The sequence below is a fragment of the Rhizobium sp. CFBP 13644 genome, assembly GCF_014842165.1.
Taxonomy (GTDB): domain Bacteria; phylum Pseudomonadota; class Alphaproteobacteria; order Rhizobiales; family Rhizobiaceae; genus Agrobacterium; species Agrobacterium tumefaciens_C.
In genome coordinates this window covers 181258-199525 of the sequence record NZ_JACYVF010000006.1, presented here as the reverse complement: position 1 = coordinate 199525, position 18268 = coordinate 181258, and the positions used below count along the sequence as shown (strand labels likewise).

General features: G+C 57.1%; 20 protein-coding genes. 8 read left to right on the top strand and 12 right to left on the bottom strand.

Annotated features, from left to right (window positions below; translation table 11 throughout):
• Nucleotides 1–125 precede the first annotated feature (125 nt).
• A complete protein-coding gene (locus tag IFT53_RS16245) occupies nucleotides 126–761 on the bottom strand; it encodes a queuosine precursor transporter (protein ID WP_192066055.1) in 636 nt (211 codons plus the stop codon).
• A gap of 109 nt (nucleotides 762–870) precedes the next feature.
• On the bottom strand, nucleotides 871–1173 hold the full coding sequence (gene rpmB / locus IFT53_RS16240; RefSeq protein WP_042616811.1) for a 50S ribosomal protein L28: 303 nt from the start codon (nucleotides 1171–1173) through the stop codon (nucleotides 871–873).
• A gap of 252 nt (nucleotides 1174–1425) precedes the next feature.
• Here rpmB and IFT53_RS16235 point away from each other — a divergent pair, with 252 nt between their 5' ends.
• Nucleotides 1426–2199 (top strand): DUF3108 domain-containing protein, encoded by a 774-nt coding sequence (locus IFT53_RS16235; protein WP_192066056.1) that lies wholly within the window; start codon nucleotides 1426–1428, stop codon nucleotides 2197–2199.
• Nucleotides 2200–2211: 12 nt separating this feature from the next.
• Here the strand turns inward: IFT53_RS16235 and IFT53_RS16230 are convergent, their stop codons facing one another.
• Together IFT53_RS16230 and gloB are read right to left on the bottom strand one after the other, a co-directional pair.
• Nucleotides 2212–2646 carry a cupin domain-containing protein gene (locus IFT53_RS16230; RefSeq protein ID WP_192066058.1) on the bottom strand — a complete coding sequence of 145 codons (435 nt, stop codon included), beginning with the start codon at nucleotides 2644–2646 and terminating at the stop codon, nucleotides 2212–2214.
• Nucleotides 2646–3416, bottom strand: coding sequence for a hydroxyacylglutathione hydrolase (gloB, locus tag IFT53_RS16225; protein ID WP_192066060.1), 771 nt, complete (start codon nucleotides 3414–3416; stop codon nucleotides 2646–2648). Before gloB ends, IFT53_RS16230 begins: the two co-directional genes overlap by 1 nt.
• A 94-nt stretch (nucleotides 3417–3510) precedes the next feature.
• Here gloB and IFT53_RS16220 point away from each other — a divergent pair, with 94 nt between their 5' ends.
• The 3 genes from IFT53_RS16220 to IFT53_RS16210 all read left to right on the top strand — a co-directional run bounded on the left by IFT53_RS16220 (nucleotide 3511) and on the right by IFT53_RS16210 (nucleotide 6380).
• Nucleotides 3511–4272: a class I SAM-dependent methyltransferase gene (locus IFT53_RS16220; protein WP_192066062.1), complete on the top strand. Its 762-nt coding sequence runs from the start codon at nucleotides 3511–3513 to the stop codon at nucleotides 4270–4272.
• Between the two features lie 72 nt (nucleotides 4273–4344).
• Nucleotides 4345–5454: a histidinol-phosphate transaminase gene (hisC, locus tag IFT53_RS16215; protein ID WP_192066064.1), complete on the top strand. Its 1110-nt coding sequence runs from the start codon at nucleotides 4345–4347 to the stop codon at nucleotides 5452–5454.
• On the top strand, nucleotides 5451–6380 hold the full coding sequence (locus IFT53_RS16210; RefSeq protein ID WP_192066066.1) for a prephenate/arogenate dehydrogenase family protein: 930 nt from the start codon (nucleotides 5451–5453) through the stop codon (nucleotides 6378–6380). Before hisC ends, IFT53_RS16210 begins: the two co-directional genes overlap by 4 nt.
• 61 nt (nucleotides 6381–6441) lie before the next feature.
• On the opposite strand, the gene IFT53_RS16205 is transcribed toward IFT53_RS16210, so the two are convergent.
• Nucleotides 6442–7443 carry a DUF2125 domain-containing protein gene (locus IFT53_RS16205; protein WP_192066067.1) on the bottom strand — a complete coding sequence of 334 codons (1002 nt, stop codon included), beginning with the start codon at nucleotides 7441–7443 and terminating at the stop codon, nucleotides 6442–6444.
• A gap of 46 nt (nucleotides 7444–7489) precedes the next feature.
• Here IFT53_RS16205 and IFT53_RS16200 point away from each other — a divergent pair, with 46 nt between their 5' ends.
• On the top strand, nucleotides 7490–8026 hold the full coding sequence (locus IFT53_RS16200) for a gamma-glutamylcyclotransferase (RefSeq protein WP_192066069.1): 537 nt from the start codon (nucleotides 7490–7492) through the stop codon (nucleotides 8024–8026).
• Here the strand turns inward: IFT53_RS16200 and IFT53_RS16195 are convergent.
• From IFT53_RS16195 to ftsE, 4 genes are all read right to left on the bottom strand, one after another.
• Nucleotides 8005–8796 (bottom strand): lysophospholipid acyltransferase family protein, encoded by a 792-nt coding sequence (locus tag IFT53_RS16195; protein ID WP_192066071.1) that lies wholly within the window; start codon nucleotides 8794–8796, stop codon nucleotides 8005–8007. The two genes, IFT53_RS16200 and IFT53_RS16195, sit on opposite strands and share 22 nt — an antisense overlap.
• Nucleotides 8797–8929: 133 nt before the next feature.
• The gene (locus IFT53_RS16190) at nucleotides 8930–9631 is read right to left on the bottom strand and encodes a YdcF family protein (RefSeq protein ID WP_192066072.1); all 702 of its coding nucleotides are present in this window, start codon (nucleotides 9629–9631) and stop codon (nucleotides 8930–8932) included.
• A gap of 60 nt (nucleotides 9632–9691) precedes the next feature.
• Nucleotides 9692–10696 (bottom strand): cell division protein FtsX, encoded by a 1005-nt coding sequence (locus IFT53_RS16185; RefSeq protein WP_042616820.1) that lies wholly within the window; start codon nucleotides 10694–10696, stop codon nucleotides 9692–9694.
• Entirely contained in the window at nucleotides 10689–11348 is a 660-nt protein-coding gene (gene ftsE / locus IFT53_RS16180) for a cell division ATP-binding protein FtsE (RefSeq protein WP_042616821.1), read from the bottom strand. Before ftsE ends, IFT53_RS16185 begins: the two co-directional genes overlap by 8 nt.
• Before the next feature lie 198 nt (nucleotides 11349–11546).
• Here ftsE and IFT53_RS16175 point away from each other — a divergent pair, with 198 nt between their 5' ends.
• The 3 genes from IFT53_RS16175 to IFT53_RS16165 all read left to right on the top strand — a co-directional run bounded on the left by IFT53_RS16175 (nucleotide 11547) and on the right by IFT53_RS16165 (nucleotide 13744).
• Nucleotides 11547–12215, top strand: a complete 669-nt coding sequence (locus tag IFT53_RS16175; RefSeq protein ID WP_192066300.1) for a hypothetical protein — start codon at nucleotides 11547–11549, stop codon at nucleotides 12213–12215.
• Between the two features lie 78 nt (nucleotides 12216–12293).
• Nucleotides 12294–12839, top strand: coding sequence for a hypoxanthine phosphoribosyltransferase (hpt, locus tag IFT53_RS16170; RefSeq protein WP_042616823.1), 546 nt, complete (start codon nucleotides 12294–12296; stop codon nucleotides 12837–12839).
• A gap of 56 nt (nucleotides 12840–12895) precedes the next feature.
• Nucleotides 12896–13744 (top strand): TIM barrel protein, encoded by an 849-nt coding sequence (locus tag IFT53_RS16165; protein WP_192066074.1) that lies wholly within the window; start codon nucleotides 12896–12898, stop codon nucleotides 13742–13744.
• Between the two features lie 118 nt (nucleotides 13745–13862).
• Here the strand turns inward: IFT53_RS16165 and IFT53_RS16160 are convergent, their stop codons facing one another.
• From IFT53_RS16160 to IFT53_RS16150, 3 genes are all read right to left on the bottom strand, one after another.
• Complete coding sequence (locus IFT53_RS16160; RefSeq protein ID WP_192066076.1) at nucleotides 13863–15209, bottom strand: SLC13 family permease; 1347 nt, start codon at nucleotides 15207–15209, stop codon at nucleotides 13863–13865.
• 88 nt (nucleotides 15210–15297) lie between these two features.
• Nucleotides 15298–16812, bottom strand: a complete 1515-nt coding sequence (locus IFT53_RS16155) for an AMP-binding protein (protein WP_192066078.1) — start codon at nucleotides 16810–16812, stop codon at nucleotides 15298–15300.
• Nucleotides 16809–18224, bottom strand: a complete 1416-nt coding sequence (locus tag IFT53_RS16150) for a malonyl-CoA decarboxylase (protein WP_192066079.1) — start codon at nucleotides 18222–18224, stop codon at nucleotides 16809–16811. The genes IFT53_RS16155 and IFT53_RS16150 overlap by 4 nt, the downstream gene beginning before the upstream one ends.
• Nucleotides 18225–18268 lie beyond the last annotated feature (44 nt).

Here is an 18268-nt window from a genome sequence, read left to right as displayed (position 1 = left end):
ACTGGGTGACAGTGCAATTATGGCGAGTATTTATGCATAAGCTTAAAGAAAAGAATGAATATCGACAAAACCAGCAAGATTAAGGCCGATATGCTTGCAAAGTGGCGCTGGCGCGCCAGCTTTTTCTATCGCATTTTTTCAAGGGGCATCGGTTTGAGGCTGCTCATCAATGCGCCGTAGGGCAGCAGCATGATGACGCCGATGAGCACCTTCACGGCGAGGTCTCCGAGTGCCCAGGAGATCCAGCGTGGCGCTTCCCATGCGAAGAGACCCAGAACTGGTGCCTGCTCGATTGCGAACACATCATTGGGACCGATGAATGCGAAGGTGGTCGCAAAGGCAATCGAGAAGAACAGTGCTGTATCCAACATGGAGCCGAGTACGGAGCCTGCCAGTGGCGCCCGCCACCAGCTTTGACGCCGCAACCGGTTGAACACTGAAATATCGAGCAACTGCCCGACAAGATAGGCCGTCCCTGACGCAACGGCTATGCGTGGCATGGATGTCCAGAAGGACAGGGTCACGCCAACGACGAAGCCAGCAAGCACGACGCGGCGGGCAACGGATGGCCCGAACTGCCGGTTGGTCAGATCAGTGATCAGGAAGGCTATGGGATAGGTAAATGCGCCCCAGGTCAGAAGATCAGCGAGGTTGATTCCAAACAGGTTACCCGAGAGCGGGTATTGGACGAGGACATTGGACGCGACGACAACGAGTGTCATCAGTGCCACGTAAACAAACATAGATCTGAGATTGGGCATTTTTTTATCCTGGGTGATGCCACCAGTTGGAGCGATCGGAAACAAGCAAAAGGCTTGAGCGGCAATTGCCATTCAAGCCTTCTGAAAGTTCGTTATACTGACGTTGCTATTAAGCAGCGGCAACAGCTGTTTCAACGGTCTTCTTGGCGATCTGGCGACGCAGCAAACGAGCGCGCATCGAAAGGTCGCTTTCGCTAGACTTCAGAAGGAACAGGTCAAGACCACCACGGTGCTCAACAGAGCGCAGAGCAGCAGCAGAAACGCGCAAACGGAAGCGCTGGCCAAGAGAATCGGAGATCAACGTAACCTGGCAGAGGTTCGGAAGGAACCGGCGCTTGGTACGGTTGTTGGCGTGGCTGACGTTATTGCCCGTCTGGACGCCCTTGCCGGTCAATTCGCATACACGGGACATGGGTACACCTATTTGTTATCGTCTGTTTCACCAGTGGCTCACTATCCGGCAAAATCCGGTAAGCAATCCAACTGGCAATGATTGGAAAGTTGCGGTTCTATAGTCAGGCAGGGACTTCCAGTCAAGCCGCTCGCTCTCATTTGTGAGCGATTTCGCTGGTTTTCCACGTCACTCCGCTTTTTTATTGCCATAAGTAGGGGTATATGATCGGCGCAGAGCACAACTTTCCCGGCTCGTCGAGGTGTTACCTGAATGAATGTGAAGACACAAAGGTTTTTCGCAGCCGCTGCATTTGCATTGGTAAGCCTGTCCCCTGCATTGGCTGCTGAAACGCAGCACGATAGCGAATACAGCATCAATCTCGGCATTTTGCCGATTGCCAAGGCAAACTTCTCCACACGCATGAACGGCTCGACCTATTCGATCTCAGGCTCGTTCAACTCGGCAGGCATTGCCAGTGTGCTGAAGGATATTTCCGGCCGTACCGTCGTATCCGGTGCCAAGCGTGGAAACCGCATGCAGGCCAACGAATATTCGCTGGTTTACAAGGACGGGAAGCGGACGCGCACCTATGATGTGCAATACCGCAATGGCAATGTGACCTCCACGACGGTAAAGCCCGAGCCGAAGCAACGCCCCGAAAATTGGGTCGATGTGAAGGATCGCGACCTGCGCTCGGTGCTGGACCCTATTTCAGGGCTTATCTTTCCCGTCGGAGGACGCATCTGCCCGAGCCGTCTGCCGATTTATGACGGCGAGTCGCGGCTGGATCTGGTGTTGAGTTCCGGCGGCACCAAGCCGTTTGCAACCGACGGCTTTAGCGGCGACGCAATCGTATGCAATGCACGCTATGTACCGAAATCGGGCTTTCGCAAGGGACGCAAGGATATCGAATATCTGAAATCGATTTCCATGGAGATCTGGTTTGCGAAGGCCAGCAACATGGATGTCTATGCGCCGGTTTATGCACGCATACCCACCAAGGTTGGCCAAGTTTACATCACCGCCACCAAATACGGACGCTAATGCCCATCCCGCTTAGCCCGGCTCCCAGCCGGGCTCTGCCAAGATGAAGCTGTCGAATGTGAAGCCCGGCGAGACGGTGCAGCCGACAAGCGTGAAATCTCCAAGGCTTTCGGCTGATTGCCAGCCATTGGCAGGAACGATGGCTTGGGGTCTTTCACCTGTCAGCACCGACGCACCAAGGATGACTTTTTCGGTCGCCTTTCCATCTGTGCTGATATGAAGCGCTAGCGGCGCGCCGGAATAATAGTGCCAGACCTCTGCCGCATCCGTCACGCGGTGCCAGTGGGAGCGTTGGCCTTTTTCCAGCAAATAATAGATGGCCGTCGAGTGCCCTCTATCATCGCCCGTGCCATCGCGAAATGTCTGTCGATAAAATCCGCCTTCTGGATGCGGCTTGAGGTCAAGTTCTTTAATAATGGCCGCTGCAGAGACTGGTTCACGGTTCATCAGAAGTTGTCCTTCCGTGTTCTGATCTCCGCAAACACGTCCGCATCACTTGCATCCACCGTGCCCAGATGCGCGCGGATATTCTTGTCTGCCACGCGCATATAAGGATTTGTCTGCTTCTCCATTCCGATAGTGGTGGGAATGGTGAACTCGCCCTTGCTGCGGATGGCTTCCACATCGCTGGCGCGTTGTTTGAGGATTGCGTTATCGGGATCGACGGTCAGCGCAAAGCGCGCATTGGCCAGCGTATATTCATGGCCGAAATAGACGCTGACATTATCGGGCAGCGCCATCAGTTTCTGGAAGGAGTGCCACATGTCGGCAGCCGGGCGTTCGAACAAGCGGCCGCAACCCATGGGAAACAGCGTATCGGCTGCAAACAGAAGGGCGTCATCCGGGAAGTAAAAGCAGATATGTCCAGCGGTATGGCCGGGCGTGGCAATGACTTTGACGCGGCGACCGGCAAATTCGAACTCATCGCCATCGGATGCCGACTGGTCGAGGCCGGGTATGGCAATGGCTTCATCCAGCGGCCCGCGAATTTCACAGTCAAACCGTTCCTTCAGCGCCAGATTGGCCTCGACGTGGTCCTGATGGTGGTGCGTGGTGAAGATATGCGTGAGCTTCCAGCCGCGCCGGTTGAGTGCTTCAAGGATGGGCGCTTTTTCCGGTGCGTCGATTGAAACAGTGGCACCGGTCTCGCTATCATGCAGCAAAACACCGAAATTATCGCTGCGGCACAAAAAGACCTCTATCTCCAAAGGCTTCATGTTTTTCTCCATCATTGCTGCGCTATCGACCATAGGTTCCCCAATGTAGGCCACCACGCCTTGAAGTCCAACCGGGGACTGCTACATTCTGACAATGAATACTGACATTGTCGATCTGCGCGAATTCTACCATTCCCCGCTTGGCCGGTCTGCCGAGCAGGCCATCACCATGGCGCTATCGACGCTGTGGCCGCCGCTGCCGGACGAGCGGCTGGTAGGTGTCGGTTATGCCGTGCCTTTTCTGGATCGCTTTCGTCACGATACGGAGCGGACATTTGCCTTCATGCCCGCCGGCCAAGGGGCAGTGAACTGGCCCGCAGGCGAGGTGTCTTCGACGGCGCTGGTGTTTGACGAAGAGCTGCCCTTGCCCGATTCCTCCATCGACCGTGTGTTGATGGTCCACTCGCTGGAATTTGCTGAAAACCCGCGTGAAACGCTGAAGGAACTCTGGCGCGTTCTGGCGCCCGGCGGGCGGCTGGTGATCGTTGTTCCCAACCGGCGTGGTGTGTGGGCACGCGTGGAGCACACGCCATTCGGCTCGGGTCGTCCCTATTCGCGTGGGCAATTGACGACACTGTTGCGGGAAACGAATTTTACCCCGGGTGCCTCGGCTGAAGCCCTGTTCTTTCCGCCGACGAAAGTCCGGTCTGTGTTGAAATTTCGGCGCTATCTCGAAAGCATCGGGCGCAAGCTCTGGCCGGTTTTTTCAGGGGTTATCGTCGTTGAGGCACAAAAACGGCTCTATCAGGGCTTGCCGGTGAGCCAAAGGTCGTCGAGACGCGTTTTCGTTCCTGTGCTTGCGCCGCAAGGCATGCCAACGACACGCACGTCGCAAGGTCCCGGAAAGCCACAGTGACCCTCGACAAAAGGACATTTCCTGTCTAATGCCTTCGGCATTGTATTTGCGGTGTTTTCAAAGGTCGATCAAATGAGTGTAGAGCTTAGCCAACCTGTTCCACGTCCGGGCATTCTGGATATTGCCGCCTATGTTCCGGGTAAGGAGCATGCGGAGGGCGTGGAGAAGGTTTATAAGCTCTCATCCAACGAAACCCCACTTGGCGCAAGCCCCAAGGCCATCGAGGCCTTCAAGGCTGCGGCGTCCAACCTCGAAATCTATCCCGATGGTCAGGCAACGGCTTTGCGTCAGGCCATTGCAGATGTGCACGGCTTGAACCCTGCCAACATCATGTGCGGTAACGGGTCTGACGAATTGCTCGGCCTGCTTTGCCACGTTTATCTGGGCACAGGCGATGAGGCCATCATCACCGAGCACGGCTTTCTCGTCTATCGCATCCAGATCATGGGTGCGGGGGCCACGCCGGTTACCGTCAAGGAAACCAACTGCGCTGTCGATGTGGATGCCATACTGGCTGCCGTCACCGAAAAGACCAAGATGGTCTTCATCGCCAATCCGGGCAATCCGACCGGCACCTATGTTCCTGTGTCTGAAATTCGTCGCCTGCAGGCAGGTCTGCCCGCGCATGTGATGCTGGTTCTGGATGCGGCCTATGCGGAATATGTTCGCAAGAACGATTACGAGGCAGGTCTGGAGCTTGTTTCCGGCAGCAAGAATGTTGTCATGACTCGCACCTTTTCCAAGGTCTACGGGCTGGCTGCGCTGCGCGTTGGCTGGATGTATGGACCAGCGGCCATTATCGACGCGCTGAACCGTGTGCGCGGTCCCTTCAACATGAACACGCCTGCCATTGCCGCCGGTGCGGCTGCTATCCGCGATCAGGCTTTCATGCAGCAGGCTTTGGCGCATAATCTGGAATGGATGGAAACGCTGACCAAGGCGTTCAGCGAACTTGGCTTGGAGTTTACGCCATCGGTTACCAATTTCATTCTCGTCCATTTCCCTGATGTGGATGGAAAGCGTGCAGCCGATGCCGATGAATTCCTGACACGTCGTGGCTACATCTTGCGGGCCGTGCGCGGTTACGGCTTTGCCAATGCACTTCGCATGACGGTGGGATCGGCCGAGGCAAATCTCGGCGTGATTGCTGCGCTCAAGGACTTCATGGGCCAGGGAAAATGAGCGACATTCTGTTTGAACGGATCGCGCTGATCGGCATTGGCCTGATCGGCTCGTCCATAGCACGCGATATCAAGGAACTGGGCCTTGCAGGCGAGGTGGTGATTTCCACGCGCAGTGAAGAGACCCTGAAACGGGCCGAAGAACTGGAACTCGGCACAGCCTATACGACCTCAGCAGCCAAAGCGGTCGACGGTGCCGATCTGGTCATCGTATCTGTGCCGGTTGGCGCGTCGGAAATGGTTGCGCAGCAGATCGCACCCCATTTGAAAGCGGGCGCAATCGTCACCGATGTCGGATCGACAAAGGCGTCCGTGATCGCGCAAATGGCGCCTCATATGCCGGATCATGTCCATTTCATTCCCGGCCATCCTTTGGCGGGCACGGAAAAGTCCGGTCCCGACGCCGGCTTCTCCGGCCTGTTTCGAGATCGCTGGTGCATTTTTACGCCCTTGGCTGACACCGATCCTCAAGCCCTTGCATCGCTCAGACAGTTCTGGGAAAGGCTGGGTTCTCGTATCGATGATATGGACCCGGAGCATCACGACAAGGTTCTGGCTATCGTGTCGCACCTTCCGCATATCATCGCCTACAACATTGTCGGCACAGCGGATGATCTGGGTACGGTGACGGAATCGGAAGTCATCAAATATTCAGCGTCCGGTTTCCGCGATTTTACCCGTCTTGCGGCGTCGGATCCCACCATGTGGCGCGATGTGTGCCTGCACAACAAGGATGCGATCCTGGAAATGCTGGCACGTTTTTCCGAGGATCTGGCCTATCTGCAGCGCGCCATTCGCTGGGGCGAGGGCGACAAGCTGTTCGAGCTTTTCAGCCGCACCCGCAATATTCGCCGCTCCATCGTGCAGGCCGGACAGGATGTGGACACGCCCGATTTCGGACGCCACACGCTGGACCAGAAAAAATAATCGAAATGGAATAGATGGACCGGAAAAGCTGACGTTTTCCGGTCCATTTCACATCAGGTCGTCAGATCGGTGGGATTTTTCCAAGCGGTATGAACCCGCTGACGGTCGCGCGGCCACGGTCCACCACCAGATCGACCGACGCCTTGTCCCCGCCGCCGGCCAAGGCGCCGAGCAGCTTGCGGGCTGTATCGATGGTGGATTGCAGTTGCGGAAAGGCCTGCTTGGCATTGTTGGCCCAATCGCCGAGCTTTTCAATTTCCAGCTTGAACTGGCCGGATAGATAGCCCTTTTCGTCAAAGGAGAACGGGCCGCTGATGCGCATGGTGCGGCCATCGCCAATATCCAGCATCACCCGGCGAAGTTGACCGCTCGCGCCATAAAGCCCGGTAGCATCGCTGCCGTCGATCATGCCGGCCTTGCCCGAAAGCGTGATGTCTGCAATGGCGTTCAGCCGTGGCAAAAGCTGAGGCCAGTCCTTGATGACGGTTGCGGCGTCCGTCAGGGTAATGGCGCCGTCGAGATCGGGGCCGTTTTGACGGAGGTAGACTTCTGTTTTGGCCGCATCGAAATCAATGGTCTGGGATGTGACGGATGAAACCGCCTGCGCTTTCAAGTTGTCGATCACCAGCGAGGTGCGATCAATGCCCTTGAGTTTTGTGGTCAGGCTGGATTGGAGATTGGCCCATTGCGCCGTCACCGCGAGGCCGTGGCCGGTCTGGATCGAAGCGGGCCCGTCCAGCTCCCAGACGATGTGGCCGGGCGCATAGATCTGCGCCGCCGAGCGCAGGGCACCGAAGGATGCCGTGACGTCGTTGCGCGTGTCCTTTACCTCGACCTTGGAGCAGAACAGGCCGATCCGGAATGGAAAGCCGCGCAGCGCGATATCGCTGCATTCGCCGGAAACGCTTGCGGCACCGCCCGGTGCCAGCGTGCGGATAACGGTTTCCTCAAGCCGCTGCGCGGCGTAAAACCAGCCCGCAGTGTACAAGGCAACGAAAACTATTATCCCTAGCCCGAGAAAAAGGAATTTTCTTCCGCTACGGGATTGGCTTGACGCTGCCATGATGATCTCCAATGTTACACACAGGTGATTTGATTTGGCTTGCGATATGGACGATTTTTGGGTCTTTGGCTACGGTTCGTTGATGTGGAACCCCGGCTTCCCGTTTGAGGAGCGACAACAGGCGCGGCTGCACGGCTATCGCCGCTCGCTCTGCATTCGCTCGAATGTCTATCGGGGAACAGACGCCAATCCCGGGCTTGTGCTGGGTCTGGAGCGGGGAGGCTCCTGCCATGGTGTTGCGTTTCGTATTGCGGACGCCGAGCGGGACAGCGTGCTCCACTACTTGAGGGAGCGGGAGCTAATCAACAATGTTTACAAGGAGCGCGTCATTGCCGTTGCATTGGCAGATGGCAGGCGGCAACCGGCCTTGACCTATGTGGCAGACCCTGCGCATGCGCAATTTGCTGGCGGGCTTGCGCTCAACGAGGCGGCAACCATCGTCTGCCACGCATCAGGCCAGTCGGGTCCCAATGTCGATTATGTTTTCAACACGGTTCGGCATCTGCAGGAGATGGGCATTCGGGATGTCGGTCTGGAAAAGGTCGCGGCAAGCGTGGAGGCTCAGTCTGCGGCCTTGCTCTGAAGCTCAGCGAGACGCTTTAGCGCTGTCGGTGGCATTGGAAGGGAAGGATTATCGCGCGCAGCTTCCAGCAACAGCTCGTCGCTTGCCTTCTCCGTCACCTCGATCAACTGCTTGAAAAACACATCGGGATCAAGACCGGGCTGGATGGGTGGCAGAATGCGAACCTTGAAATGTCCCGGATATCGCAGGGTCGATCTGCGTGGCCAGAACAGTCCGGGATGCATGGCAACCGGAACCACGGGAACCTTGAGATCGCGGTAGAGCCTTGCGATACCGTAGCGATATTCCGGCTCAGCACCCGGCGGACGGCGTGTGCCTTCCGGGTAGATGATGAGTTCGCGGCCCTTGGCCATTTCTTCCCGGGCGCGAACCATGACCTTGAGCATGACTTTTCCGCGGGCAGCACGGTTGACCGGGATCATCCGCTGCTTGGCGACATACCAGCCGAAAAGCGGGATCCACATCAATTCCCGTTTCAGAATATAGACGGGGTCCTTGAGGTTCGGCAGCAGCGCATAGGTATCCCAGAAAGACTGATGCTTGGGCGCGAAGATGCAGCCGGTTTCAGGAATGTTCTCCAGCCCCTCGATTTCGAAGGTGGTACCAACGATCTTTTCCATCAGCCAGTGATTGGATCTGGCCCAGGCCTTGGGTATTTCGAAAGCCAGCTTGCGCGGCACGATGAAATAAATCGGCGTCAACACCAGCATGCGCAATATGAGGTTCATATAGAATGCGGTGTTGAACAGGATTGAACGCAGTCTGAGCATGAAAAAAGCTTCTCCCGGCGCATCCGTATCATCGACAGGAAGCAATCTTCTGTGCCGTGCGCAGGGCTGAACGCCTACACGAAAACAGGGTGTTTCAGCAAGACCCCGCCGCGCTGCTGTCCATAGTAACCGATTATCCGGCTGACACGTTGCTGCGCAAGCCGTTACCTTTTCCAAGGCCGGTCAGATCCCGTGCAGCAACGGCGACGAATTTGATATATTCATAGATCATGATCCGAACCACATCCGGGTTAGAAAACCAGTTGGTGCGGGCAAGATCCGAGTTGATGACGGGATAGGCGATGAAATTGGTATCGGGGCTGGAGCTTCTCAGCTCGTGAAGGCTGCGGTGCATGTGGTAATTGTTCGTCACCACCACGACAGACGCATAGCCCTTGTCCTTGATCCACTGTGCCGCCTCATTGGCGTTACCGATCGTATCGACGGCGCGGTACCCCATATCCACGCAGCAGGCGAACAGATCGGCCGAACTTTGTGTCGTCTTACGGATCTGCGCGCGCGTAGTGGCAGGATTGACGCCCGATATGAGCAGACGTTTGCCAACGCCGTCCCGCAACAGGCCGACCGCCTGTTCGATCCTGAGGTAGCCGCCGGTCAAAACGATGATGGCATCTGCCTTGGCGCCGGATGGCGGGCGCATGGATGCCACGGAATCTGCAAACCACAGAAAGCCGCCGAAGACAGCGCCCATGACGACGAGGCTGATGAAAAGTGTACCGCGGACAAGCCTGCGCAAACGTCCACGCCGCGAAAGCAAACCTTTGCTCAGCGTGTGGGACGATTGGTCATCAGGGTCGGTTCGACTCATTATCATCAGATACCGATAAGCGCGGATTAAGGCAAGGAACGGGCAGTTTATGCCAGAATGAGGCGCTCAGACACCCTCGCTTTTTGAGGGGTCCGAACGGACGCGGTCGATGTCATCGATGGTGCGGATCACAGTCAGGCGGGCGGTCACCGTCGTCAGCAATGCGATAATGATCATCGTTGCGAAAATGCCGAGATATCCTTCAATGCCGACAGAAAAGGTGCCGAACAGGGCGCTGGCCTGATCGCTCTGGGGCGTTGCAAGCGTATGGCTTTGCCAGAAACCTGCCGCCAGAAACACGCCAGCTGCCAGCGCGCTGCCAGCGCCGGAACCCTTGAGGCTGATTTTCAGGAAGTGCTTCTGGAATTCCCGCGCCACAAAACTGCTTTCTGCACCGACGAAATGCAGCACTTCGACAATATGGCGATTGCCGGAAAGAGCGCCGCGCGTCGCAAAGACGACCGTGAGGACCATGGCGCTGAAGACGAGGATAAGAATGCCAAGGCCGATCATGACAGTGGTGTGGGCCATGGAAACCAGTCGATCCACCCAGGTGCGGTGGTCATCGAGCGTCGCCTGAGGAATCTCGGCTTTCAGCATGGCCCGCAAGGCTTCGAAATCGGGTGGATTGTTTTCATCGATCGTAATGATGACAAGGCGCGGGACGGGCAGTTCCGACAGGTCCAGCCCAGCGCCCAGCCATGGTTCCAGCAGGCGGCTCGTTGCCGCCTCATCCATGATCGTGCCTTCCTTTGTGCCAACGAATTTCAGGGCCAGATTGCGCGCCTTGTTCAATGCCGCAGCCATATCCAAACCCTCTTCCGGCTTGATCTGGATGGTGACTTCGCGAGAAATCTGGCTTTGCCATGTCGATGCGGTTGCCCTGACCATGCTGACGCCGCCAAGCGTGAGACAGGCCAGAAACGCCATGATGGCAATGACGACGATCAGGGCATTGCCCTGAATGTTGGAGGGCGGCAGGATGGGTGCCATCGGCCGGATGCGCATTTGCGGCAGTTTGCGCGCTGGCTGCTGTTCAGGCTTCAGCGTCTTTCGGTTTACTTCATTCATAAACGTCGAGCCGCCCTTCCGTCAGGATCATGCGCCGCGCATCCACCTGATCCATCAGTCCAAAGTCATGCGTTGCAATCACAACGGCAGTGCCGAGCCGGTTCAGCTCCAGAAACAGATTGAGCAGGCGCTTGGCCATTGGCGGATCGACGTTACCCGTTGGCTCGTCGGCCAGCAGGATTTCCGGCTGGTCCATCAGCGCGCGCGCAATGGCGGCACGCTGTTTCTCGCCGCCGGAGAGAATGGCTGGCGGAACATTGATACGTTCCCCAAGGCCAACCCATTTCAAAAGTTCGATGACGTCGTTGCGATAGGCACTCTCTTCCTTGCCCCGAACGCGAAGCGGAAGTGCCACATTTTCATAGGTCGTCAGATGGTCCAGCAGGCGGAAGTCCTGAAAGACGATGCCGACGCGGCGGCGCAGCAGCGGCAGCTCACTGCGTGGAATGCGCGACACATCGCGGCTGAACATCCGAATATGGCCACGGGTTGGCTGCAACGACATCAGAAGCAAGCGCAGTAGTGTGGTCTTTCCGGCACCGGATGGGCCGGTCAGGAACTGAAATGAGCCTTTGGGAATGTCAAAGGTCATGTCCCGCAAAATTTCCGGGCCCATGCCGTACCGCAACCCGACATTTTCAAAATGGATCAACGAACTTCCAGTCTTTTGTTTCTCGTCTTGAGAAGTGTGCGGCACTGCCGGGCTTTGGCCCCGTGGAGAGGCCTGTCGAGAATGTTAAGCCCACAATCTTTGCGAAGCATTAACCAATTAAATTTACGACTAGGCAGGATTTCATTCAATGCCCAAGTTTCTTGAGGCTGAAACTCTGACCGAGGGAACTTCATGGGTATGTTCCGTTCATCCCGCCGGCACGCAACACTTGATCTCGACCTTTTGATGCCTGAAGCGCCTATTCGTAAAACCGCGCGCACACGTCATGATGCCGATATCATAGACGCCGAGTTTGTCACGATAAAGGAAACGCCTTTTCGTGACTACGGAAACGACAACAGGCGTCGGGTTTTTCAACAGCCAAGGCCGCAACGCGTATCGACGCTGGGTGCAGTACGCTCCCTGATCGACCGGGTTGACCGGAAACTGTCCGGCCTGTCTGTCGATGGCTATTCGGCCATTGTCGCGGCGGCTGTCGTCGGCGTGTTCTTCATATCAGGCGGATTTACCATGGTGCTTCACCAGAGTGCGGCCACGGCAGCGCCTGTTGATCCACTGGCCATCACCCATATTTCTATTGCCCCGCAGGATGCGGGCGGCATGGGCGTGCTGGTCATCAACGGTGTCATCGAGAACAACAGCGCCGAGCTGCAAACGGTGCCGGCAATTCGTGCCGATCTGTTCGCCTCCAAGGGAGAAAAGGTCGCAAGCATGCTGATCGAGCCTCCTGTTCTTGAAATGAAGGCTGGCCGACAGTACGGATTTTCGGCAAGACTGCGCCATCCCGGTGGAAAAACGCCAGATATCAAGCTTTCTTTTGCTGGCGCAGGTGTTTCCGAGCACTGATTGTGCTACCGGACGCCCTTCGTTTCGATCCGAGCGATAGTCTGAAGGGCTACATATCGGAAAAGCGCAGGAGAGAACATGCCCGTCGTTCGTGGAAAAAATATCGAGCCGCTTTACACCGCCGAGCAGATTGCAGAGCGCAATCGTGACATGGCCAAGCGCATTGCAACAGGGCCAACCAATGACCTTCTCGTCATTGCGGTGCTGAAGGGCTCCTTCATTTTCGCAGCCGATCTCATCCGCGCTCTGCACGACAGCGGGCTCGCACCCGAGGTCGAGTTCATCACCCTGTCCAGCTATGGCGCGGGTACGGTTTCGCAAGGTGTGCGGATCGTAAAGGACATCGATAGCGACGTTAAAGATCGTGACGTGCTTCTGATCGATGACATTCTGGAATCTGGCCGTACGCTTCTTTTCGCAAAAGAACTGCTTTACGAGCGCGGCGCGCGCAACGTTTCCATCGCGGTGCTGCTGGATAAGAAGGTCAAGCGGAAGGAGCAGCTTGAGGCTGATTACGTTGGCTTCGAATGCCCCGATTACTTCGTCGTCGGCTATGGAATGGATGTCGCATACGCGTTCCGCGAACTTCCCTTTGTCGGTGTTGTTACGGGCGACGCCGAGTAAACTTCTATTTCCGCGACTGGTCGGATTACGTTACTCCTGCAAAAGGAACACATAAGGTGCTAGCTTTTGGAATTCATGGGGCCATGTGGACCATGGTCTGGGACCATGCCGGCGCAGAGCGCGCTATCGCTGGAGCTGCCAGTTACGGACAGGACCTGATCGAGATACCTCTGGTCGATCCAAAGTCCGCAGATGGGAAACACACCCGCAGCCTGCTCGAAAAGCATAAGCTTCGAGCTGCCTGCTCGCTGGTGTTGCCGGAGCCAGCCTGGGCGTCTGTACGCCCCGATGCGGCCATCGCCCACCTTACCACTGCGCTGGATAAGGCCGCCGAAATGGGAGCCGAGGCACTCACAGGCGTGACCTATGGCGGCACAAACGAGCGAACCGGGTTTTCACCTACGCAGGCCGAGTACGACAATGTAACCCGCGCGATGAGCGCAGTTGCTCGCCATGCCAAATCGCTCGGATTGCAGTTCGGCATCGAGGCGGTCAATCGGTACGAAAGTCACCTGATCAATTCCGCTGAGCAGGCGGTTGCCCTTGTCGAGCGCATTGGCATGGACAATGTCTTCGTCCATCTCGATACGTTCCACATGAATATTGAGGAAAAGGGTCTGGCCAACGGCATTCTTGCGGCGCGTGACCACCTCAAATACATGCATATGTCCGAGAGTGACCGAGGCACGCCGGGCTATGGCAACATAGCGTGGGACGCGATCTTTTCGTCTCTCGCCGCCATCGGCTTCAAGGGTGCCCTGACGCTGGAAAGCTTCGCCGGCATGCCAGCCCATATGGCCGGCGCAATTTCCACCTGGCGCCCCGTGGCCCGGGATGCGGATGAGGTCTTCGATAACGGCCTGTCGTTCCTGCGCAACAAAGCCATACAGTACGGGCTCGTTTAAGTCCCGGTTCGCAGGACGATCGCTGCGTGACTGAGGCGGACTCGCAAAAAACTCCACAAAAAGTAACAGGCCGGGAAATCCCGGCCTGTATTGTCTCTGGTCTGAGGTGTTTCGGGTGTTAGACGATGCCTGACACAACGAAGACGAGCCATGCAATGACGGGCCCGATGATGGCGATGAGCGCGCTGTAGATCAGGAGTTGGCGCAGCACCATGGGCCGTTCACTATCGGGCGCATTGGCAACAACCAGTGCACCATTTGTCGAAAACGGGCTGGTATCGACAATGGTGGTGGAAATCGCGATGGCTGCGACAACGCCGATTGCGCTGATATGCCCTTGCAGCAGAAACGGAACCGCAAGCGGGATGATGGCGCCGAGCAGGGCTGTCGAGGATGCAAATGCCGAAACGATTGCGCCGGTGAAGCATAGCAAAAGTGCTACGAGAAGCGGCATGCCAAGGCTGGAAATGGCATCGGCCACATAGGTTACCGTGCCCGCCTTTTCCATAACGCCGACATAGGTGATGATACCTGCAATCAACAGCACGGTTGACCAACTCACCTTGTCGATGGCTGCTTTCTGCGTTTCGGGCGATAGCAGGGCCAGAACGACGGCCACTGTCATTGCAACAAGACCCACATTGAACTTGAAGACCAGAGCGCCGACACCCAGAGCAATGAGGCCGACGAGTGTCGTGATGCGCTTACTGTTCAGGCGCAGCTTGGGTGCGGTATCGGCAGCGGTTCCGTAAGCATGTTCGCGTGTGGGTGAAGCGGGTGTGCCGCCATGGCCTCTGATGGCCGCGGTTACGCCCTCTGGATGCAGTTCTGGCAGGAAGTCGGACGGGGCAGCGCCCTGGCTCTTCACCTTTGCGCCCCCGAAGACGAAGAAGACCAGCACGGCAATGGCAAGGTTAAAGAAGAAGCTTGAGAGAAACAGCGATGTCGGAGCGAAAGGCAGCCCTGCCTTTTCAACGATCTGGTTGGTGATGCCGCCATAAATGCTGATGGGCGAGAAACCGCCCGCCTGTGCGCCATGGATGACCATAAGGCCCATCATGACAGGGTGGATCCGGTACTGGACGGCGAAGCTCAATGCGACAGGGGCAAGAATAGCGACGGCAGCAGGCCCGAGAGCGCCGAAGCCGGTGATAACGGCGGCAATCAGGAACATCATCCATGGGATGAGGCCAACCCGCCCGCGAACCATGCGAACGGCACCCTCGACGAGCCAGTCAATCGTGCCGTTGATTTGCGCAATGGCGAACAGATAGGTGACGGCCACCAGCGTCAAAAACAGATCGCTGGGAAAGCCGGCGAAAATATCGCTGGTTTTCATGCCGATGACGAGAGTGCCGAGAACGAACGCACCGGCGAAGGCAAGCGCACCCATGTTGATGGGCTGTATCGTTGCAATGATGAACATGGCAACGAGCAGTCCTATAGACAGAATTTCAATACCCATAATTCCCCCCGACGACGCCCCCCGCGTCGTCTTGTTTTGAAATTAGATAGACGGTTTCATGTGCTCATCATGCTGAACGCCTTGCTCCTCAGCCTTTGGCGTAAAGCTCTGCATAGTTTTGCCGGAGCACGTTCTTCTGGACTTTACCCATGGTGTTTCGCGGCAGGTCATCGACGAAAACAACGCGTTTGGGCTGTTTGTAGCGGGCAAGACGGTCACTCAATGCACCGATAATCGCTTTTTCATCTACCGTCGCGCCGGGTTGGCGAACTACGATGGCCGTGACGCCTTCCCCAAAATCGGGGTGTGGGACGCCAATCACAGCGCTCTCGACAACACCGTCGATCGCATCAATTTCGCCTTCGACCTCTTTGGGGTAAATGTTGTAGCCACCTGAAATGACGAGGTCCTTGCCGCGTCCGATGATGTGCACATACCCCTCGGCATCGATCTTTCCCAGGTCACCACTGATGAAGAAGCCGTCGGCTGTGAACTCGGCTGCGGTCTTTTCCGGCATGCGCCAGTAGCCCTTGAAAACATTCGGCCCCTTAATCTCGATCATGCCGGTTTCGCCGGTGGGCAGCTCGGTTCCGGTTGCAGGGTCGGTTACGCGCACGCTGACACCGGGCAGGGGGAAACCGACCGTTCCGGCGATACGCTTGCCATCATAGGGGTTGGAGGTGTTCATGTTGGTTTCGGTCATGCCGTAGCGTTCCAGGATCGCGTGTCCGGTGCGGGCGTGGAACTCATTATGGGTTTCGGCAAGCAATGGCGCCGAACCGGAGATGAACAGGCGAATATTGGAGACAGCGTCCTTGTTCAGGTGCGGGCTCTGCAAAAGTCGGACGTAGAAGGTTGGCACACCCATCATCAGAGTGGAATGCGGCATCAGCGACAGAACCTCTTCCGGATCGAACTTCGTCAGCAGATGCATGGATGCGCCTGAAAGCAGCGTCACATTGGTGGCGACGAAGAGGCCGTGGGTGTGAAAGATTGGCAAGGCATGGATCAGCCGATCGTCTGCCGTGACGCGCCAGACGTCCTTCAAGGTCAGCGCATTGGACAAGAGGTTGTCATGGGTCAGCATCGCGCCCTTGGACCGCCCTGTGGTGCCCGATGTGTAGAGGATGGCAGCCAGATCATCGCGACCGCGCGGAGTATCGGCAAAGTCGGCGGGCGCATCGCGTGCCAGATCGAGCAGCGAACCGCTTCCATCGGCGTCCAGCGTTTCGACCATCGCGCCATATTTTTTGGCAATGGTCTCGACGCCATCGCGGGCGGCAGAGGCGACGACCACAAGCCGTGGCTCCGCATCGCCGATGAAATAATCGAGCTCGGCCAGCGTATAGGCGGTGTTGAGTGGCAGATAGACCGCACCGGCCCGCACACAGGCGAGATAAAGGATGAGCGCCTCGGCACTCTTTTCCACCTGCACGGCCACCCGGTCGCCGGGTTGAATTCCCAATCTGTCCATTGCGCTGGCAAAACGGCCCGACAGGGCAATCGCGTCACCATAGGTCCATGTGTGGTCTTTGCCGACGCGAATGAAAGATGCGTCTTCCTGCGCCGCAGATCTGATTGCGTCGAATAGATGGTTGCTCACTTGCGCGCTCCTCCAAGCGTTGAGTTCATGATCTGGGCGAAAGGCCCTTGTTGGCTGGCCTTCGTCCGACCGTCTTCGATGTGATTGAGAAAGCCTTTGACGTCGGTCGAAGCAATCACTTCGCCGCGTTGCGCCATGGCTTCATGGTTTGCGATAATATCGTCCAGCTTGTAGAGATAGTTGACCATCAGCCCATGGGCCTGTTGCATGGCCTTGGTGGAGCGGTCTCCAAGGAAATTCAACTGTTCGAGCCGCGCTCCATTGCCCAGATGGAAACGGGCAACCGGGTCGACGGGGCGGCCCTCTGGCGTGCGCTCGGTAAGGAAGTAACGCGCGGCAAGCGGCAAAAGCACGCGCTCCACCTCTGCGGTGGCTACTGCGTTTTCGTCCCAACCGAGTTCATCCATCACCGTCAGGGTCTTGCGGACTGTTTCGGGCAGGGCAGGCTGCGCCGTTTCTGCGCGCAGTTTCGATAGCCATCGGGCAAAGCCCGGCACAGGAGACAGCGTCACGAAATTCTTCAGGCCCGGCAGGTCCTTGCGCAGATCATCCACCACCTGCTTGATCAGGAAATTGCCGAATGAAATGCCACGCAATCCATCCTGACAGTTGGAAATCGAATAGAAGACCGCCGTCGTTGCCTCGTCCGCGCGGATATGCTCGCGACCCTCATCCAGCACATCGGCGATGGCGCGGGGCACGGACCGGGTGAGCGCGACCTCGACAAAAACCAGGGGTTCATCGACGAGGCGAGGGTGGAAGAATGCAAAGCAGCGGCGGTCGGCGGGCGCCAGACGGCGGCGTAGCTCTTCCCACCCTGCTATCTCGTGGACGGCCTCATATTTGATAATTTTTTCAAGGATATAGGCAGGTGTTGACCAGTCAATGGGCCTCAAGGTCAGGAAGCCGCGATTGAACCAGGAGCCGAACAGATGCGTGAAATCGGCGTCGAGGGCACGGTATCCCTCGGACTGGTCTTTTGCGCTGAGAAGTTGCTGGCGCATCTGCACAAGGCGTGCGGTGCCGTTGGGCGCGTGGTTCAGCCGGCGGAGAAGCTCCTGACGGCGTGACTCTGCTGCTTGATGGAGCGCAATGATCGAGGCCGAGCTCTTGTCGGATTGATACGTCTCGATTGCCTTTTCCAGAGCGCCTGCCTCGGGGCCGAATTTTTCATGCAGCATCTGGAAAAAGCTTTGTATGCCTTCTTCATCCAGTGCCGCCCAGCGGTCCAGAATTTCGGCGGCCAGCGCCATGCCCGATGCCTCGCCGCGGCTCGACAGCAACATCTCGCAGAGTGTCTGAAGATCGAGTTCCGCAGGAGCGCGGTTTGCACGCGAGCCGGAAAAAAGCAGCTGGCGACCGCGATCCGTGATGCTTTGCAACATGTCGGTAAAGAAGGAAGCCTCAGACATAGAAAATTTCCTCTATCGCCAGCCGGGCAGTGGCACTTCCCACG